General features: G+C 63.5%; 22 protein-coding genes, 1 tRNA gene and 1 pseudogene. 12 read left to right on the forward strand and 12 right to left on the reverse strand.

What is annotated here, in order from left to right; all coding sequences use genetic code 11:
• Nucleotides 1-4 precede the first annotated feature (4 nt).
• The 4 genes from FJ546_RS25755 to FJ546_RS25770 all read right to left on the reverse strand — a co-directional run bounded on the left by FJ546_RS25755 (nt 5) and on the right by FJ546_RS25770 (nt 1,816).
• On the reverse strand, nt 5-193 hold the full coding sequence (locus tag FJ546_RS25755) for a type II toxin-antitoxin system HicA family toxin (protein WP_140891881.1): 189 nt from the start codon (nt 191-193) through the stop codon (nt 5-7).
• Nucleotides 194-308: 115 nt separating this feature from the next.
• A tRNA-Gln gene (locus FJ546_RS25760) sits at nt 309-382 on the reverse strand.
• Between the two features lie 37 nt (nt 383-419).
• Nucleotides 420-716, reverse strand: a complete 297-nt coding sequence (locus FJ546_RS25765) for a hypothetical protein (RefSeq protein ID WP_140891882.1) — start codon at nt 714-716, stop codon at nt 420-422.
• Nucleotides 717-913: 197 nt separating this feature from the next.
• Nucleotides 914-1,816: an alpha/beta hydrolase gene (locus FJ546_RS25770; RefSeq protein ID WP_140891883.1), complete on the reverse strand. Its 903-nt coding sequence runs from the start codon at nt 1,814-1,816 to the stop codon at nt 914-916.
• A gap of 154 nt (nt 1,817-1,970) precedes the next feature.
• Here FJ546_RS25770 and FJ546_RS25775 point away from each other — a divergent pair, with 154 nt between their 5' ends.
• Complete coding sequence (locus tag FJ546_RS25775) at nt 1,971-2,273, forward strand: hypothetical protein (RefSeq protein WP_140891884.1); 303 nt, start codon at nt 1,971-1,973, stop codon at nt 2,271-2,273.
• A 122-nt stretch (nt 2,274-2,395) separates the two neighbouring features.
• Here FJ546_RS25775 and FJ546_RS25780 read toward each other — a convergent pair whose 3' ends face one another.
• From FJ546_RS25780 to FJ546_RS25795, 4 genes are all read right to left on the reverse strand, one after another.
• Entirely contained in the window at nt 2,396-2,641 is a 246-nt protein-coding gene (locus tag FJ546_RS25780) for a DUF982 domain-containing protein (RefSeq protein WP_140891885.1), read from the reverse strand.
• 26 nt (nt 2,642-2,667) lie between these two features.
• A complete protein-coding gene (locus tag FJ546_RS25785) occupies nt 2,668-2,904 on the reverse strand; it encodes a DUF982 domain-containing protein (protein WP_140891886.1) in 237 nt (78 codons plus the stop codon).
• 116 nt (nt 2,905-3,020) lie between these two features.
• Nucleotides 3,021-3,476, reverse strand: coding sequence for a GFA family protein (locus FJ546_RS25790; protein WP_140891887.1), 456 nt, complete (start codon nt 3,474-3,476; stop codon nt 3,021-3,023).
• Nucleotides 3,477-3,688: 212 nt separating this feature from the next.
• On the reverse strand, nt 3,689-3,868 hold the full coding sequence (locus tag FJ546_RS25795) for a DUF3606 domain-containing protein (protein ID WP_010910426.1): 180 nt from the start codon (nt 3,866-3,868) through the stop codon (nt 3,689-3,691).
• A gap of 531 nt (nt 3,869-4,399) precedes the next feature.
• Between FJ546_RS25795 and FJ546_RS25800 the strand changes: the two genes are divergently transcribed.
• Nucleotides 4,400-4,825 (forward strand): DoxX family protein, encoded by a 426-nt coding sequence (locus tag FJ546_RS25800; protein ID WP_140891888.1) that lies wholly within the window; start codon nt 4,400-4,402, stop codon nt 4,823-4,825.
• 59 nt (nt 4,826-4,884) lie between these two features.
• On the opposite strand, the gene FJ546_RS25805 is transcribed toward FJ546_RS25800, so the two are convergent.
• Together FJ546_RS25805 and FJ546_RS25810 are read right to left on the reverse strand one after the other, a co-directional pair.
• Nucleotides 4,885-5,190, reverse strand: coding sequence for a hypothetical protein (locus FJ546_RS25805; protein WP_140891889.1), 306 nt, complete (start codon nt 5,188-5,190; stop codon nt 4,885-4,887).
• Between the two features lie 115 nt (nt 5,191-5,305).
• Entirely contained in the window at nt 5,306-5,575 is a 270-nt protein-coding gene (locus tag FJ546_RS25810; RefSeq protein ID WP_140891890.1) for a hypothetical protein, read from the reverse strand.
• A gap of 325 nt (nt 5,576-5,900) precedes the next feature.
• On the opposite strand from FJ546_RS25810, the gene FJ546_RS25815 reads away from it, so the two are divergent.
• From FJ546_RS25815 to FJ546_RS31350, 6 genes and pseudogenes are all read left to right on the forward strand, one after another.
• A complete protein-coding gene (locus tag FJ546_RS25815) occupies nt 5,901-6,314 on the forward strand; it encodes a hypothetical protein (RefSeq protein ID WP_140891891.1) in 414 nt (137 codons plus the stop codon).
• Nucleotides 6,307-6,702, forward strand: coding sequence for a hypothetical protein (locus FJ546_RS25820; RefSeq protein WP_140891892.1), 396 nt, complete (start codon nt 6,307-6,309; stop codon nt 6,700-6,702). Before FJ546_RS25815 ends, FJ546_RS25820 begins: the two co-directional genes overlap by 8 nt.
• A pseudogene (locus tag FJ546_RS25825) lies at nt 6,659-7,318 on the forward strand (terminase family protein); the annotation flags it as partial. The gene FJ546_RS25820 and the pseudogene FJ546_RS25825, both read left to right, overlap by 44 nt.
• 121 nt (nt 7,319-7,439) lie before the next feature.
• The gene (locus tag FJ546_RS25830; protein ID WP_140891894.1) at nt 7,440-7,793 is read left to right on the forward strand and encodes a hypothetical protein; all 354 of its coding nucleotides are present in this window, start codon (nt 7,440-7,442) and stop codon (nt 7,791-7,793) included.
• 207 nt (nt 7,794-8,000) lie between these two features.
• Nucleotides 8,001-8,756 carry a terminase family protein gene (locus tag FJ546_RS25835; RefSeq protein ID WP_140891895.1) on the forward strand — a complete coding sequence of 252 codons (756 nt, stop codon included), beginning with the start codon at nt 8,001-8,003 and terminating at the stop codon, nt 8,754-8,756.
• Between the two features lie 382 nt (nt 8,757-9,138).
• Entirely contained in the window at nt 9,139-11,328 is a 2,190-nt protein-coding gene (locus FJ546_RS31350) for a hypothetical protein (RefSeq protein ID WP_181168089.1), read from the forward strand.
• Between the two features lie 78 nt (nt 11,329-11,406).
• Here the strand turns inward: FJ546_RS31350 and FJ546_RS25845 are convergent, their stop codons facing one another.
• A complete protein-coding gene (locus FJ546_RS25845) occupies nt 11,407-11,826 on the reverse strand; it encodes a hypothetical protein (protein WP_140891896.1) in 420 nt (139 codons plus the stop codon).
• A 416-nt stretch (nt 11,827-12,242) separates the two neighbouring features.
• Here FJ546_RS25845 and FJ546_RS25850 point away from each other — a divergent pair, with 416 nt between their 5' ends.
• Nucleotides 12,243-12,626 carry a hypothetical protein gene (locus FJ546_RS25850; protein WP_246686964.1) on the forward strand — a complete coding sequence of 128 codons (384 nt, stop codon included), beginning with the start codon at nt 12,243-12,245 and terminating at the stop codon, nt 12,624-12,626.
• A gap of 377 nt (nt 12,627-13,003) precedes the next feature.
• A complete protein-coding gene (locus FJ546_RS25855; protein ID WP_140891897.1) occupies nt 13,004-13,573 on the forward strand; it encodes a hypothetical protein in 570 nt (189 codons plus the stop codon).
• Between the two features lie 227 nt (nt 13,574-13,800).
• Here the strand turns inward: FJ546_RS25855 and FJ546_RS25860 are convergent, their stop codons facing one another.
• Nucleotides 13,801-14,415 carry a methyltransferase domain-containing protein gene (locus FJ546_RS25860; RefSeq protein WP_140891898.1) on the reverse strand — a complete coding sequence of 205 codons (615 nt, stop codon included), beginning with the start codon at nt 14,413-14,415 and terminating at the stop codon, nt 13,801-13,803.
• A 309-nt stretch (nt 14,416-14,724) separates the two neighbouring features.
• Between FJ546_RS25860 and FJ546_RS25870 the strand changes: the two genes are divergently transcribed.
• Together FJ546_RS25870 and FJ546_RS25875 are read left to right on the forward strand one after the other, a co-directional pair.
• The gene (locus FJ546_RS25870; RefSeq protein ID WP_246686965.1) at nt 14,725-16,500 is read left to right on the forward strand and encodes a portal protein; all 1,776 of its coding nucleotides are present in this window, start codon (nt 14,725-14,727) and stop codon (nt 16,498-16,500) included.
• Entirely contained in the window at nt 16,497-16,817 is a 321-nt protein-coding gene (locus FJ546_RS25875) for a hypothetical protein (RefSeq protein WP_140891900.1), read from the forward strand. Before FJ546_RS25870 ends, FJ546_RS25875 begins: the two co-directional genes overlap by 4 nt.
• Nucleotides 16,818-16,938 lie beyond the last annotated feature (121 nt).

A 16,938-nucleotide genomic window follows, 5' to 3' on the forward strand; every position in this document is an offset into this window, starting at 1 on the left:
CTCTCTACCCCAGTTTCAGACCGGACTGACGTTCAATGTTCCGCAAAGTCCCCAAAGGGATATCCCTTTTGGGGTGCGGGACCGTGACCCTGCCGGCTTTCTTCTTGTGTTTGAATTGTGCGTGACTGCCCTTTCGAGCGACTTCGTACCAACCGTCGGCCTCCAAGGCCTTGACCACGTCTGCATTTTTCATGTGTATAAATACACACTTGTTGCGAAAAATGCAACAAAATAGTGAAAGTCCGCCTTTCAAACCGTTGCCTTAGACAGACGATTTCGGTCGAGACCGCACCAAACCATCGAAAGATTGGTTCCCGCTCATGGGCTCGAACCACGATTCACGCCTTCAAAGGGCGCTGTCCTACCATTAGACGAAGCGGGAGAAGCTCGGATGCTTATGCCGTCGGGACGGCGAGGCGTCAATTCGGGAAATTGTCGACCGGCTCTTCGCAGCGATAGACCGGGCAATGCCCGTCGCGCGCCGGGATATAGGCAGACATCGGCACTTCCGGCCAGTCGCATTCATTGCCGAACTGCCTGACATAGCGGTCATAGGTGTTTGGCCCGGTGGTCAGCACCACGGCGCGACGGCTCTGGATCATGGCCCGGATCTCGGCGCAGCTCATGCCGCGGCTGTCGGGGCGGGCCTCGGCCAGGCTGGTCGCGGCGAGCACGGAGCCCAAGGTGATCAACAGGACAGGAAGGCGAGCGGGCATGGCGGCTTCTCTTTTGTTCGGGTGCTGCATTGTCCCATAAAACCCATCATGTGTCCGCCGGTTCCGCGACGGGCCGCGCATTGTGCGGGCAGCGGCCGCGACCACCGCTTTGAGGCGTGCCCGCAAAGGACCGATCCGCCTGCCGCCCGATCGCACGATGCAGAGAACCGTGCCGGCGGCGCTGGCAAGGTCGCCCCCTAGGCCCCACCCGGTTCGCCGAAGAAGTCCGCCAATGCCTGAGCGGTCTGTTCCGGCGCCTCCTCGGGGAAGAAATGGCCGCCGGGCATGGGCCGTCCGCGGACGTCATCGGCCCAGCCTCGCCAAAGAGCCGGCGGCCCGCCGTCGCCCGCGTACCAGTCGGCAAGCGCACCTTGCCCGCTCCACAGCGCCAGCACCGGACAGCGGATGCGCCGGCCGGCGGCCTTGTCGGCATGGTCATGCTCGCGGTCAAGCGTCGCCGCCGCGCGATATTCCTCGCAGATGGCGTGGATGTGGGCGGGATCGCGCAAGGCATCGACATAGGCCTGGCGCACCTCGGGCGGAAACGTTGACGGCAACGACCCCCAGCCGCCGAGCGCGTTGTCGACGACCGCCGCGGCGGATCCCCGCAGCATCAACTCCGGCAACGGCTCGGGCTGCGCCAGCAGTGACCAGGGCCAATAACCCTGCGCCAGCCTGGCGTCGGCCCGATCCCATGCGTCGGCCGTTGCGACGATGTCCAGCACCGCAAGCTTTTCAACGCGGCCGGGATGATCGAGCGCCATGCGGTACGCCACCCGCCCACCGCGATCATGGCCGGCGACCATGAAGCTGCCGAAGCCGAGTTGGGCCATCAGGGCCGCCATGTCGGCGGCCATGGCCCGTTTGGCATAAGGGGCGTGAGCGCTGTCGGACGACGGGCAGGCGCTGGCGCCATAGCCGCGCAGGTCGGCGCAGATGACGGTAAACCGCTCGGCCAAGGCCGGTGCCACGTCGCGCCACATCAGATGGGTCTGCGGAAAACCGTGCAGGAGCAGCAGCGCCGGACCGTTGCCCGCACGCCGGATAAATATGCCGGCCTCGCCGGTATCGATTTCCATCGACTGGAAATTGCCGAACATGGTGGTGCCTCCTTGCCGGCAACGGCCGGAGGCCGGATTTGGTTGCGGGCGGTCGCCCGGTGCGCCATCTTTGTTCGCCAACCTTTCGCGCAGTTGGGCGTTGTCCCTGCGAGGCAGGCTGCCGCGGGCAGCCGTCAAAGCAAAGGAGGCTCAGATGAAAAAACCTCTGGCCATCGCGTCGCTGATGCTGGCCCTGGCCGTGCCGGCGGCGGCACAGACGGATCAGCAGCAAGGCACCGACAACCCGGCCCCGCAGGCCGACAAATGCCGGGTCCAGCCGGATCAAGGCAAGCAGCAGCCAGGTGGCGGCAATCTGAGCGAAAAGCTCGATGATTGCGGCGGGGTGCTGAAACCGCCGCCCACCGGCGATCAGGGCATGGCGACACCGGCGCCCGACGTGGGCAAGACACCGGTGATCAAGCCTGGCCAGGTGCCGGCTCAGCCGCCGGCCAAGTAGGAAGCCTGGCGCCGAAGAATTTTGGGTTCGAGACCCCGATCGTGGATGGCGATCTGCCCGCGCAAAAATAGTGATGACAGCAAACAGAAAAGCAGGCGAGGGGCATCGCCTGCTTTTCTGGGTTAGCGAACCAGCACGCCCGCATGAGCGCACAGCGCCGTAAAGGCTTCCTGCGCCTGCGCCGTGCCGTCCTTGTTTTCCAGCGCAGCTTCGATCTTTGCGCGCGCGGCCTGGTAGAAGGGACCGCGGCTGGCTTGCGGCCAGTCGATCAGGACTTCACTGGCGTCCTGTAGGGTCGCCACCTCGCGGATCGTGTCCGAGCCATGCGGCTTGATCCGCACCGGTGTCGACAGCATCACATCGGCCATTGCTTTTCCCGCCTCTGGTTTTTCCACTATTGCAGGATGCGGGCTTCGCGCGCGGCCTCGATCATCGCCCGCATCGCCTTTTCCGGCGGTGTCCAGCCGTCCAGCGCATCGCGACAGCAGCGCAGCGCCGCCTGATATCGCCGGCCTCGGCCGGCAGGCCAGTCGCCCAGGCATTCCAGGCCCTCCCAGGCGCTACGCACGATGCGTTCACGCTCGGGGGCGAATTTCAGGCGGATCGGTCGGGGAAATATCTTGTCGTTCAACTGAAGTCTCCGTGGCATTCGCCCGACACTGACCGCGATTGTGGAAAATGGAACTCGTGAGGGGCGCCGGATAACGCCGTCGACAAGGGAGGGTTCCAGGCCCGAAAGATCAATTTTCAGTCGTGCGTGACGGCCTCGGACAAAGGTCTCGGTGGCGGCGGAGCGGCGTCTTCCGGCGCTGGCCCGTCATAGGGCCGGTCATGCTCGAATTGTTCGGTGCCGGGCAAGGCATGCAGCCAGGTCTCGCGGCGGCCGATCCACAATTCATATTGCGGCTCCAGGTCGGTCGGCGCGACGTCGAGGCTGCCGAGCATCACCTCGACTTCATCGTCGCCGACCCAGGCGACGCGGCTGCCGCAGGTCGGGCAGAAGCTGCGCGTGCCGTAAGAAGCGACTTCGCCCGATGTCTCGAAGGCGTCGCGCGACCATATCGCAAAGGCCGAATAGGCCGAGCCGCTGGCCTTGCGGCAGTCCTTGCAGTGACAAAGGCCGACGCGTGTCGGCTGGCCGGTGACGACGAAATGCACGCCGCCGCACAGGCAACTGCCGGTTCTGCGTGTGGTGTCGGACATGATCGCGGCCCTCCCTCGGTCTGGCTTTCGTCAGTCTGGCATGCCAAGGGTCGGGCGGAACAGATGCTGGCCATTTCGTCGGCCAGAAACCGGGAACAATTCCGTTCATCGTACCGCCGACCGGGTTGGGTGCTCCCCGACCCGGTCGATGCGGCCCGCAGCATCCTTCAACGCAATGCCGGCGAAATGGTTGCTGCTCGCTGCGCCCCCGTCTACCCGCGCGCGGCCATGTGGTTGTCGAGCTTCTTACGCGACGGGCCGTAGCGCTTGATGATGGTCTGGGCTTCGCTCTGCGGGATGCCGTATTTGCGCGCGAAGGCGGCGACCTCGTAGGTCTCCTCGCTCGAAACCAGCTTGCGGTCCTGCTTGATCTTCGTTTTGTCGTCGGGCATGGCGTGCCTCGCTTTCTGTCAGCCGCACGGTCGCGGGGCATCAGTATACAGGATGCCGTGATCAGACATAACAGCGACCGGCGCTGCTGGTTCCAAGGCAGACGGCGGACAGAAGCCTGCCCGACGCGGATCGACGGTGTCAGGCCGATGCGGGGCCGGCGGCATGGGGATCGGCCCCGCCGCATTCGGCGCAAGGAGCGCTGGCGCCGGGACAGCCGCGCTGATGCGTGCCGACGGGACAGCAAAGCCCGTTGGAGCTTGTCCAGCGTGGGCATTGGAAAACGCCAGCGCCCAAAACTTACCCCCCAAATGGATGCGCCGGACATACCTGTACATTAGTCATGTCTAACGATACCACTTTGCCGGTTACGGACAAGTTTCAAGATCGCCAATTGTTGTGGAACATCAGCGCCAGACCGGCGACGGCGTCCGTTGCGGCCGCGCTTGCCGACAAAAATTCAGGCCGGTGTCGGAACCGCACGGCGTCGCTCGTCCTTGGGTCGATATCCATTGCAACCCTGGAGAGACAAAATGCCGGACATCACTCAATCGCCGTGGCAGACCGCGGCCCTTCTCATCGCCCGCCTGGTCTTCGCCGCCATGTTCCTGATGGGGGTGGTCTTCAAGTTCATGGACATGGGCGCCACCGCCGGCTACATCGCCGCCGCCGGCTTCCCGTTCCCGCTGTTTCTGGCCTGGTGCGCCGCGATCCTCGAAACGCTGCTGGTGATAGCCTTCCTGACCGGCGCCCTCCTGACCCCGGCGGCGCTGGTGGGGGCTGTCTATGTCACCTTCCTCGGCTTTGCCTTTCACGGCCCGTCGCACTGGGCCTCGAACCAGGCCGAGTTCGGCGCCTTCATGTCGCATTTCCCGTTCGCCGCCGGCCTGCTCTTCGCCGCCGTCCATGGGCCGGGACGGACGCTGGCGCTGAACCTTGGCTGGCCGGGCAAGGCTTGAGACGAGCAACAAGATCGGAGGAGTTCGCCGCTTGCGTGAAACGGTGAACTGCCCGGGCCTCACAGCTGATCGTTATAGGGCTCCTTCATCTGGCCGACCATGCGGGCCAGTTTCGAGAAGGACGGCATGTCGGCCTCCGGCTGGCACTGGTTGGCGAGCTCCAGCAGCCGGATCGGAAAATTGACGGCGTCGCGGCTCGACGCCGACATGCCGTTGGATCGCTCCTCGCCGGTTTCGCTGGCCTCGGCCTTGCGCAGCGCGATGTCGATCTCCTGCGATGTCAGCACCCCCTTGCGAACCAGGACGTGGTTGATCGAGGCGACGGCCATCAGCAGGCCTTCGAGTTGCAGATTGGCGACGTTCATGGGGTTCCCTCCATTGACCAAAGGGGAAACGCGCCAGCGGCGTTTCCGATCCGAAGCCAGGCGGGGAGCCGGTTTCAACCGGGATGCCGGGCAGGCGCTGGCTCGTGCTACCGGCCTATTCCTGCGTCAGGCGTTCGCCATATTCGCGCCACACCGCGTTGACCTCCAGGCTGCCGAGGCGCGGGATCGACGGATCGCCGCAGGTGATGGCGACGGCGCTGATGTCGTAGTTGGGGTAGGCGTTGGCGACGAAGCGGATCGCGTCGCCAAGCGAGTTCACGCGGATGATCGGATCAGCCTGCCCTTGACCGGTGCTGCGCACACCGGAAACCGTGGCTGGAGCATGCCGCATCCTGAAGACGGATGCCATGGCTGGTCTGTCCATCGCCCTCTCCTGCAAGGCCGTGCGACGCGAATCATTCCATGAGCTTCTTCTGATGGTCCCACAGCTGCCGGCTGATGAAAAGCCGGCTATCCGGTTCGGGTTTCGGCGACGGCGCAGAGCTTGATCGAGAAGGAGGCTTGAGAAGCTCCATGATCTAGGAATTTTTTCCTTGACCGGGTGAGGGCAGCCATGCTACATATTTGCCCATGGTGCTGATTTGCGCCAACGACCCGCCGCCGAGGCGGGTTTTGTGTTTCTGGCGCCTTGTCAGCCGCCAACTTTGTATGCTGGCGGGCCGTAGAGCGCGACCTTTGCGAGAAATCCAATGACCCAACGCTACGCCACGATCATCACCGACGATGACGGCCGCGACATCGTCAGCGCCATCGGCGCGTGCGAGGGCGCGCCGCCGCAGGTGCGGTTGGGGCGCGTCGAGCCGGTGGGATCGGGCGTGCTGATCGGCATGGTGCGGGACGCGGGTGGTGGCTTTGGTTTTCCCCAAGCCGGCATCGGCGGCCACGCCATGGGTCTCGTCTTGGCGCGGCTCAGGGCGCAGGCCAGCGTGGCAAAACGCGCCGGTGCGCCAGAACCCGCCGCGACCGCAAAGCCGAAGCGCGCGAAGAGGGCCAAGGTGGCGAAAAGGAAATCCCGCGCGAGGAAGCCGGCCAGATCGGTGCCGAAGACCGGCTTGGCTGCTTGCGCAAACGCAGCCAGCACCATGGATCAAGTCGATGGCTGACGAAGCCGCCGCCGGGCCGGCGCGCCGCAATGCAAAGCCGGCAAGACGCAAGCCCGTCGCCAAGGCTGCCTTGGCGCCGAAGACCCGCGCGACACGGACGAAGAAGACGCTGGGCGATGATTTTCTCGCCGCCGTGCGGGCCGATTTCCGCGCGCATGGCGCCGGCGTCATCGCCGAGGTGCGGGCCGACAAGCCCGACCAGTATCTGAAGATCGTGCTGTCGGTGCTGCCCAGGGATTTCGATGCCGCCATCAACCATCTGGACGCCTTGAGCGATGAAGAGATCCGCAGCCGCATCCGCAGCCTCGAAACCGTCCTCGGGCCGTTCCTCGCAGAAGGCGCCGATCGCGGCGAAGACGGAATATCTGGCGCTGCTGGCGGAGCTTGATCGCCGCAGACGCGGCAACCAGTTGGCGGCGTACAAACCGTATCGGCGCCAGGCCGAGTTTCACGCGGCGGGTGCGCTCAACCGCGAAAGGCTGTTCATGGCCGGCAACCAGCTCGGCAAGACCCGGGCCGGCGGCGCCGAATGGGCCATGCACCTGACTGGCCGTTATCCCGCGTGGTGGCAAGGCAAGGTTTTCGACACGCCCGTGCGGCTGTGGGCCGCCGGCGTGACCGGCGAGGGCACGCGCGACAACCCGCAGCGCGTGCTGGTCGGCCCGCCGCAGCAGCAGGCGGCCTGGGGCACCGGCATGATCCCGGCGGATGCTATTCGTCACACCATCATGGGCCGCGGCGCGCCGGGCGCGCTCGACAGCGTCGTCGTGCGCCATGGCGGCGGCGGCGACGTCCAGGCCGGCGAGAGCGTGCTGTCGTTCAAGAGTTTTGAAAAGGGCCGCGAGAAATGGCAGGGCGAGACGCTGCACGGCGTCTGGTTCGACGAGGAGCCGCCGCTCGACATCTATTCCGAAGGCCTGACCCGCACCAACGCGACGGGCGGCATCACCATCGTCACCTTCACGCCGCTGCTCGGCATGAGCGACGTGGTGCTGCTGTTCTTGTCAGCGGGGGAAGTGGAGAGGATGGGGAAGGGGTGAAACCGCTGCGAAACCATGATCTGCAATGCCGCTTTGGCGGCAACCAATGGTCGAGTAGCTTGCGGCGCGACGTTTGGGGACCAACATGCGCCAAATAGCAAAACTGCTCCTCCTCCCGGCACTGCTTTCGGCTTGCACCGGGAGCGGCGATTGGCGCGCCGGCGCGATCAGTGCCGCCGAAGGCAAGATGCGCGACCTGATAAGCGATGCTTCGGCCACCTTCTCGCATGTCCAACTCACCGGCGACAGTTCGACCGGCCAGACCTGCGGTGTCATCACCGCCAAAGTCGGCGCCTTCACCAAAGAGGCGCGCTTCATCGTCTATATCGACAACACCGCCGGCCCGTTTGTCGAGCCGGGCATGGGCCAGTCCATGTCGCGGGCCGACTTCGATTGGGCCTGGCAGAACGACTGCCTCAACGAGGGGTATAAGTCATAGCTATTCGGCGTCCGCTCTTCAGCGTCGGGTTTGCCTGCTCCTTACCTGGCCGCAGCTTGGCTGCATTTTGTGCAACATCCTCGATTGGCGAGACCCTTGGGCGACAGCCCGGCAGGGCGATGAGAGGCGGCGCTCACCGTGGCAAGGAAATCGTGTCCGAACAACATCATAGGTTCGCCTTCTCGCAAGGTGATTCAGGAAATACCCATGTCCCGTCACGTCACCTTCATGACCATCGAGGATGCCGCTCATTACAGCTCCGAGCAGCGCGCCGCGATCATCACCGCCTATCCCGAGCATGAGCGTGAGGCGCGGGCTCGCGGCATTCCGGTGCTGGGCTCGGGCCGCATCTTTCCCGTCGCCGAGACGCTGATCGCCTGCGAGCCGTTCCGGCTGCCGCGCTACTGGCCGCGCCTCGGCGCGCTCGATTTCGGCTGGGACCATCCTTCGGCCGCCGTCGAACTCGCCTGGGATACCGAGGCCGATGTCGTCTATGTCACCAAAGCAGCGCGGGCCTCGCAACAGACGCCGGCGATGCAGACGCTGACCCTGAAACCCTGGGGCGAATGGCTGCCCTTCGCCTGGCCGCGCGACGGCCGCCGCGAGACGCTGGAGGGGGCCGGCGTGGCGCTGGCCAAACAATATGCCGCGCACGGGCTGAACATGCTGTCGCGCCACGCGCAATTTGCGGACGGTTCGGTCTCGGTCGAGGCCGGGCTGATGGAGATGCTCGACCGCATGCAATCCGGCCGCTTCAAGGTGTTTTCCACGCTCGCCGCCTGGTGGGAGGAGTTCAGACTTTTCCATCGCAAAAACGGCCAGGTGGTCAAGCTAAAGGACGATTTGATGGCGGCGACGCGCTATGGCGTGATGATGCTGCGCGAGGCGGTGGTCGATCCGGCGGAGTTCAAGGCGGCACGACGGCCGGCGGGCCAGAGCGATCCGCTGGGGGCGTTTCGGTAGGGGCGAAGAGTTGTTGCTTCGTCATCCCAGGGCGAAGCAGGAGCGAAGCTCCGTCGCGGAGACCCTGGGATCCATTCCGTTACCTCTGCCGTGGAGTGCAGCGGAGCGAAATTCTGCACCGTTGCGGCGCTCGAGGGCCCAGGCATGGATCCCTTGGAATGCGGAGCAGTTCCGGGGGTCTGCGCCGCGTCGCTACGCTCCTTGCTCCACCCGTGGATGACGAAAGTCCGTTCGGGACGTCTCACACACCCGCACGCCTCTCAAGACCCTTCGATCCGACAAACCGCAAAACGCGCGCCTGCCGCCGGCGTGCGATCGGTCGCGCCGCGATCGCCGGCGCCGCACTTCCTTTGTTCAAAGCCAGCCACGCAGGAAACCGCCAATGGTCCACGTCATCCCGCTTTCCATTGCCCAGCGCCGGCTCGATACCGGCAATGCGCCGCAATATCCGCAGGGATCGCCAATCGGCGGCGCCATGCAGGGTTTTGGCGATCACCTTTCCGCTGCCGCCGAGCGCTACCAGCAGATGAAGGACCAGCAGCAGGCGTTCGACGCCGAGCTGGCACGCCGCCGGTTCAACGGCCAGATCGCGCAGGCGGAGGACGAGGTGACGGCCAACGGCCCGGCCGACGGTGCCGGCCTGCATGAAGCCATGTACGGCCAGGTCGATCCCTACACCGGCCGGGTGGTCAAGACCGGGCTGTTCGACAAGCTGTTCGCCGCCGCTCTGCCCGGCATGCCCGAGAGCCAGCGCGCCGCTTTCGCCGGGCAGAAGGAGACGATGCGTCACACCGGCGGCCGGCGCATGGCGGCACGGCAGCTTCAGCGGCGCAAGGATTATGAACAGGCGCAGTGGGCCGAGGTCCAGCGCGCCGAGCTCGACGCCATCGCTCAGATCAGTCCGAACGACACTGTTGCCTTTGACGCTGCCCGCCGGCGCGGCCTCGATGTCCTCGACAAGATGGGCCTCGATCCACAGGGCAAATCGCAGACCGAGGCCGCCTGGCGAGAAAGCACGGCCAAGACGCGCATCGAGGCTCTGATAGCCGGAAACCCGAAAAGGGCGCTCGATCTGCTCGGACTGACGGCGTCTGCCAACGGCAAAGGCAATCGGCCGGAGCAGGGCATCGATGGCACCGGCTCTGTTGCCGGAACGGACAGTTCCAATGCGTCGACCGACAAAGGTGACCGCGCTCGCCGGCTTACGCCGAATGAACGGATAGGGCAGGCATTCCAAGACAATTTTCCGATCGACAACCTGCTTGCCGAGCTGTCGCCCGCTTCATATGACGACGTCGTTCGCAAGGCACGTACCGCAGATGCGGCAAGTCTCATCAATACACATGCCGATCTCGACATCGCTTCTCAGAACGCGCGGGCAGCCATAACCAACATGACGCCCTATTCCGGCTCGAGGCATGACGATACCGAGTTCGCTTCTGTTTTTGGTGCCGAAGAGGGCGGCAAACGATCCAGAACTTTCAATTGGAGGGCGGATGTCAGCCCATATCTTGCCGATATGCGCGTCATGCCGACAAGTCAGGTCGATGCGTCGATCTTTGCCGAAAAGCCCCTCCCGAACCGCTTCTCGCAGAAGCAAGATCCTGAACTGTATAGAATGGATCAGGCGCGCTATGAGAAAGATCAGGAGCGCTATGAACTGAACGCGGACGCCGCCGCCTTCATCATACAGCAGAGGCAGGTCGACCCGGCAGCTTATGCCCGCAAGGTGATTCCGAGCGTCGATAAAGGCTTCAAGAACTTGTCGACGTCGCAGGATTTGCAGGCGGCGGTCGCCCTGTCATTTGCCGCCCAACGTCAATTGGGGATCGCGAAACCTCAGCCGCTGCCCCGATCCGACGCTGAAGGTTTGATTAGGGCATGGAGCGACGCGTCCGACCCAAAGGAAGCCGAGCGCAAGGCGCTTGAAGCGATCAATGATCCGAAGCAGCGAAAAGCGTTGGCCACGCAATTGGACGATGTCAAGGCGACGCAATCTGAGACGCCGGCCGCGCTCGAAGCCGAGGGACTCAATAAGGACATGGAGGCCAAGAGATTTGCGAAGGCAATATACCTATCTCCATCTGATATCCTGCGGCTTAAAAAGACCCTCATGACGGAATGGATCGTCAGTGATGGAGACATCGAGGCGAAGGGTGTGATCGATGCCATCCTGAATCGTCTGGCATCTCATCGCTGGGGCTATAGCATCGAAAGCGTGGTGAACTCTAAGGACCAATATTCCGACGTGAATGGACCAGTCTCTCGCGAACAACATAATCGATCCAATGTCGATCAGTTATCAATCTACGATCCACGTTTTGACAGGGCGTCAAAATTGGTTGACGAATATTTGGTGATGCGTGCAGCTGGCGCACCGTCTGTCGTCGAAGATCATTTGAACTATGGCGACCCTAAGACGTCGAGCCCCAAGAATCGCGTTTGGCTCGAAGCACTGGATGGACCGATATTGGGTCGACATCATCACGGCACTGAGCCTGCGTTTCAAAAGTACCGTCCCGGGGAATTCAGTATCAATCTGCCAGAGGACTATTATCCCACCGAGCGATGAACAACTCTATTCCACGCAATGGCTAGAGCGCCATTCGTTGGCCTGTGCCGAGGTCATGAGAATTTTATTACTCCAGACCTATGGGGCACAGCCGACATCAACAAGGTTGAATCTCGTTTCGCTGCCGTCATCGGTCCGGACAGTATAAAAAGCATTGGGGTCGGATTCCGCTGGCCTCCACTTGAAGTCTTTGAGGGCCTCGGAGTCTACCGCAAACATGTAGGAGCGCATCGGACCATAGATAAATCCATGGTCGCCTTCTTTCGTCAGTATCTCCGCAGCCGTGGCCGGTTGCCAAAGGTTTTTATCCTCTGTGAAGACGGCTTTGCCGAAGCCTTGTCTGACGACGGTTACGACAATTCCGGACTCGGATGATTTAAAAAGCACGCCCTTTGGACAGCTCTTCGACAAGGTATCTATCTGATCCGTGTCGTCCGACTGGGCGGCGCCAAATGGCAACGTGAACATCACCGCCACGGCGAGAATGAACGATCGCAAATAATGCCTCCTAGAGTTGTGCTTATTATGCTAATACCTCATTTTGGTTGTGGCAAGTATTGAGTTAGCGGCAACCGCATTTTTCAGACAACTGCAATCGCAGCCCTTTGATGACGAAGGCTCCGCATGACCCTGCGGATCATCCCGCCACGCTGCGCGATCTCTCGCCGCGAACCTGGGCCCGAAGATCCTGCGGAGATCGACTGCCAGCTTGACCATTGTTGGCCGGCGCTCTTGGGATTGCGGTGACAGTGCACGTTTTGGAATTACGGTGAAAGTGCACTTTTAGCTCCCGTATCTATGTGACTGATGGGAAACCTCGAGACTGAGACAGGGAACATGGTGCACTGTCACCGTAATTCCCAATAGGTGATTGATGCAATATTTTTACATGGAACCGAACGTCGCTGGTGGGCTTGGCAACCACCGTTCTTGACGCGAGCGTCCATCCGCCGATTGTGACCACGCTTCACTATGAAGTAGAGGGCTGGTTTGGTGATGTGCTCGTCACGACGTTCCCGTGTTACCTCGTCACTCAGGAAACCCAGCGGTCACTGCAGGAGATGGGTTTTTCAGGTGCGACGTTCGCAGACGTCGAAGTGACGACATCCGAGGAGTTTCATGAGGATCAACCTGGGCAGGAACTTCCACCCTTCGTCTGGTTGAAAGTGAATGGGAAGGCAGGCCGCGACGACTTCGGGATCGCAGCCAACTATCTCCTGGTTATCTCGAAACGCGTTCTGGATTTGCTGGAATCGCTAGGCATTCCGTTTGCGGTGGTCGAACCCTACGAACAGTAACGGGATCGTTGCCTTTGTTGTCGCGGCGACGGCTCGAAACAGCTCTGAATAGGAATTTTTTCCTTAAGCCAATTGACGGCATGAGGGCAGCAATGGTACATTTTTGTCCATGGTGCTGATTTGCGCCAACGACCCGCCGGTGAGGCGGGTTTTGTTTTTTGGCGATGGGCGGATACATGCCGCGATGATCGCCAGGGAAACGCGGCACCTTTGCATCGTCGCAACGCCTTGATGTCACGGAATGGATCCCTTGGGCCGGAGCAGATCCAGGGGCCTGCGCCGCGCCGCTCCTTGCTTGGCCCGTGGCATAACGAAGCGGAGGGCGCATCGGCACTTCCTTTCGTTCGACGGCTTCGCCAACTGACGAAAGTCCATCCATGCCCATCCGCATCATTCCCGCCACGCTGCGCGATCTCTCCTACATCGCCGCCAACCTGCGCCCCGACGACCGCGCCGAGATCGACTGCCAGCTTGACCAGTGGTCGCCGGCGCTGCTGGCGCTGACCGCTTTGCAGGGCTTTGCCTATGTCGCCGAGCTCGACGGCAATCCGGAAGCCGGGTTCGGCGCGGCCGAGCAGCGCGGCGGGCTGTGGATCGCCTGGAGCTGGGGCACGCGCCGCATGAAGCGCTGCGTGCCCGGGATCACCGAATTCTTTCATGCCGTGCTTGGGCCTGAGGTCGCGGCGCGCGGCGCCTGGCGGGTCGAGGCGCGAGCGCTGGCCGCCAATCACCTGGCGCTGCGCTGGCTTGGCCGGCTGGGCGCCACGCAGCGCTGCCTGCTGCCGGGCTACGGCCGCAACGGCGAAGATTTCTTCCTCTACGACTGGACAAGAGAAGGCTGGAACCATGTGTCTGTTTCAAAAACCACCGGAACTGAAGCCGCTGCCACCGGCGCCGACCGTGCAGGACAAGGATGTGCAGGCGCGCGAGGCGGCCTTGCGGGCTGAGCTCGAACGGCGCCAGGGCACGCAGGGCACCGTCAAGACCGACCTCGCGCCGTCGAGCCTCACCGGCCAGCGCCGCGTGCTCCTGGGGCTTTGACCATGACCGCGATGAAGCGAAGCTTTCGCCGGCGCGTGCTGGACTGGTGGTACTGGCGCCGGCACGCGCGGCTGGTGAAGAAGCGGTGATTGGCCAATCTCCCCCGTGTGGGGGAGATCGGCAGATCCGCCGCTCACCCTTTCTTCGCAAACGCCCAGACCATCAGCGGGTATTCCTCGTCATTGCTGAGATCGCGCCATAAGCCGTAGGCGCGCACCGGGCCGCCGATATGGGCCCTGGCGCAAGCCTTGTTGCCCCAGCCATGGACCTTGACGTTGGCTTCGGCAAAACCGCCCTCGACCATCAGCTGCTTGAGGCCGGCGGGCGTCCACCTGTTGTAGTCGTGCGGCCGGGCATGGACCCGAAACAGGAAGGGCGTCGCCACCATCGCCCAGCCGCCGGACCTTGTCATGGCGTGGATGTTCTGCACCGCCGCCAGCGGCCGCCGGACATGTTCCAGCACCTGGTCGGCGATGACGATCGAATATTGTTCCTCGGTGCGGTCCTTGCAGATGTCGAAGGCGGGGAAATCGACCGAGCGGTAGTTGGGGCACATCGCCCGCCAATAGCGGTTCCACCCCGGCGAGATCTCGATGACGTCGGCGGCCTTGCGGTTGCCGGCTTCGAGAAAGACCGTGAACGCCTCGATCTGGCGGATGCGCAGCCAGTTGCGGGAATCATAGCCGAGCAGGCGTTTGGCCACCTGTTTGCCGCGGTTTTTCAGGGTGCCGGCAAGGCTTGTCGTCATCAGATCGACCCTCCTCCAAAGCCCGCCGTGAAAACAGCTTAGCCCAGGCAAATGGGCAAAAGATGACAAGACAGCCGATCTCCCCCCTCGTGGGGGAGATGCCCGGCAGGGCAGAGGGGGGCGCTGTCCCACCGACCTCGAACGGTAGCGCAGTCACTACCTGTCCCCTCCTGAGGGCGCGAAAATTAGCGCTCTACGACGCCCCCCTCTGGCCTGCCGGCCATATCCCCCACTTGGGGGGAGATTGCCAGCTTCGGCGCTGCGCCCTTCCATGCATCCAATTCCTTTCTTACCAAGCGAGGCCATCTCATGACCGATTCCCGCGCTCGCGATATCCTGTCCCGCCAGTCCGAGCTCGAGACCGAGCGCAGCCAGTATGAGGCCGTTTGGGAGCAGGTGGCGGAGTTCTGCGACCCCGACGCGCCCGATGTCTGGAACGGGCGCCGGAGCGGCGGGGCGGACTCGCAGGCCGAGCGGCAGGAGCGGCGCGGCAGCCGCGTCTACGCCAACACCATCAACTCGGCCGCCAATCGGCTCGCCGCCGGGCTTGAAAGCCTGATCATCCCGCAGTCGGAAAAATGGCATGGGCTGTCGACGGCGGCGATGAACGACGAAGAGACCGACGAGGAGAAGGAATGGGCGGAAGCCTTGCGCGACTTCCTGTTCTCGCTGCGCTACTCCGCCAATTCGAACTTTGTCCCCGCCACGCAAGCCTGCCTGCGCAATGTCGTGCGCTATGGCCCGGCCTATCTCTACGCCGAGGAAGGGTTCGGCAACACGCTGATCCACTATGCCTCGATCCCTGTGGTCGAGGGGTATCTCAGTCGCAACCGCTGGGGCCAGGTCGACATCTTCCATCGCCGTTACGAACGCACGGCGCGGCAGGTGGCGCAGCTGCTCGGCTATGAAAAACTGCCGGCGCGCATCAAGGTGCTGGTCGACGATCCGGTCAAATGCGAGACCAGGATCTCGCTGGTCCAGTGCATCCAGCCGCGCGCCGAGCGCAAGATGTATCGGCTGGGCGACCAGTACCAGTATCTCGACACCGCGTTCGCCTCCTACCACGTCATCGAGGACGAAGAGGAAATTGCCAGGGAAAGCGGGTTCCGCACTTTTCCGGTGTCGACCTTCAACTGGCGCCGTTATGAGGGCGACCCCTATGGCATTTCACCCGCCATCGAGGCACTGACGACCGTACGGGAGGAAAACGCCGTGCGCCGCTCCGGGCTGCGCGCGTTGCAGCAGATCACCGATCCGGCGACCGCCTCGAAGGCGAGGCTCGACTATGTGCCGGTGCTCAATCCCGGCGAGAATTATCCCGGCCTCATCGACGACAATGGCCGGCCGCTGATTGCGCCGATCACCACCGGGCAGAACCCGACTTATGCCTTCAATTACGCCCAGAGCCGCGCCGACGAGATCCGCGACATGATGTTCGTCAACCTGTTCCAGACGCTGGTGCAGAACCCGCAGATGACGGCGACCGAAGCGCTGATCCGCCAGGAGGAGAAGGGCGCGCTGCTCGGGCCTTCCGGCTCGATCATCCAGGCCGGCTTCGCCGCCAATCTCGACCGCGAGCTCGGCATTCTCGTCGACAAGGGGCTTTACGACGAGGACAGCCGCTTCGTGCCGCCGGAAAGCCTGGCCGGCAAGACAATGCGGCCGACCTTCACCGGCCCGCTCGACGTGCTGCGCCGCTCGGCCGAGGCGCGCGACACCATCCAGGTGGTGACGACGGCCATGCAGATGGCGCAGTTCGATCCTGATGTGATGGACAATATCGACAGCGACGAGGCGATCAAGATCGTGCAGAGCGCCGGCCGCAGCCCGCAGCGCATCTTTCGGCGCAAGGACGAGGTCGACGGTCTGCGCAATGCGCGCGCCAAGGCTCAGCAGGCGCAGGCCGGCATGGCGGCGATCGCCAGCGCGGGCAAGGCCGCCAAGGATGCGGTGCCGGCGGCGGTGCAGGCGCGCGACAGCGGCCTGCTCGACGGCCTGCAGAACATGCTGCAGGGCGCGGGCGGCGGCGGGCAGGGCGGGCAAGGCACAGCGGCTGGCCAGGCGCCGGCGGGAGGCGGCGCATGAGCGGCAAACGCTTTGCCCGCGCCAGTCAGGCCGGCGGCCCGGCCAAGGCGCGGGACGCGCTGACCAAGGCGTATCTGCGCGTGTTCTCCGGCGAGGATGGCGAGATGGTGCTGGCCGACCTCGCGGCGACCGTCGGCTACTACCGGCGGCCGTCCTATGGTGAGTGGATGGCAAGGACCAGGACGCCCGAAGGTTTCGAACTGCACAGCGCGCTCAGCAATGCCCGTGCCGAAGTGGTGCAGCACATTATGGGATTTCTGACGCTGGACGAGACGCAGCTGGCGGCGCTGGAGAGAGCGGCGCGGGCGGAAGGGTAGGCGGAGCCCGCTAAGCTGCGCTCCTCGCTCCGTTTACGGGGTTGAGGAGTGGTTCCGCACAGCGGACGGAAAAGCCAGCTGCTTGGCTTTTCGAACGACGAACGCCGGCGGACAGGTGAGG

It is taken from the genome of Mesorhizobium sp. B2-4-19 (assembly GCF_006441315.1).
Lineage (GTDB): Bacteria > Pseudomonadota > Alphaproteobacteria > Rhizobiales > Rhizobiaceae > Mesorhizobium.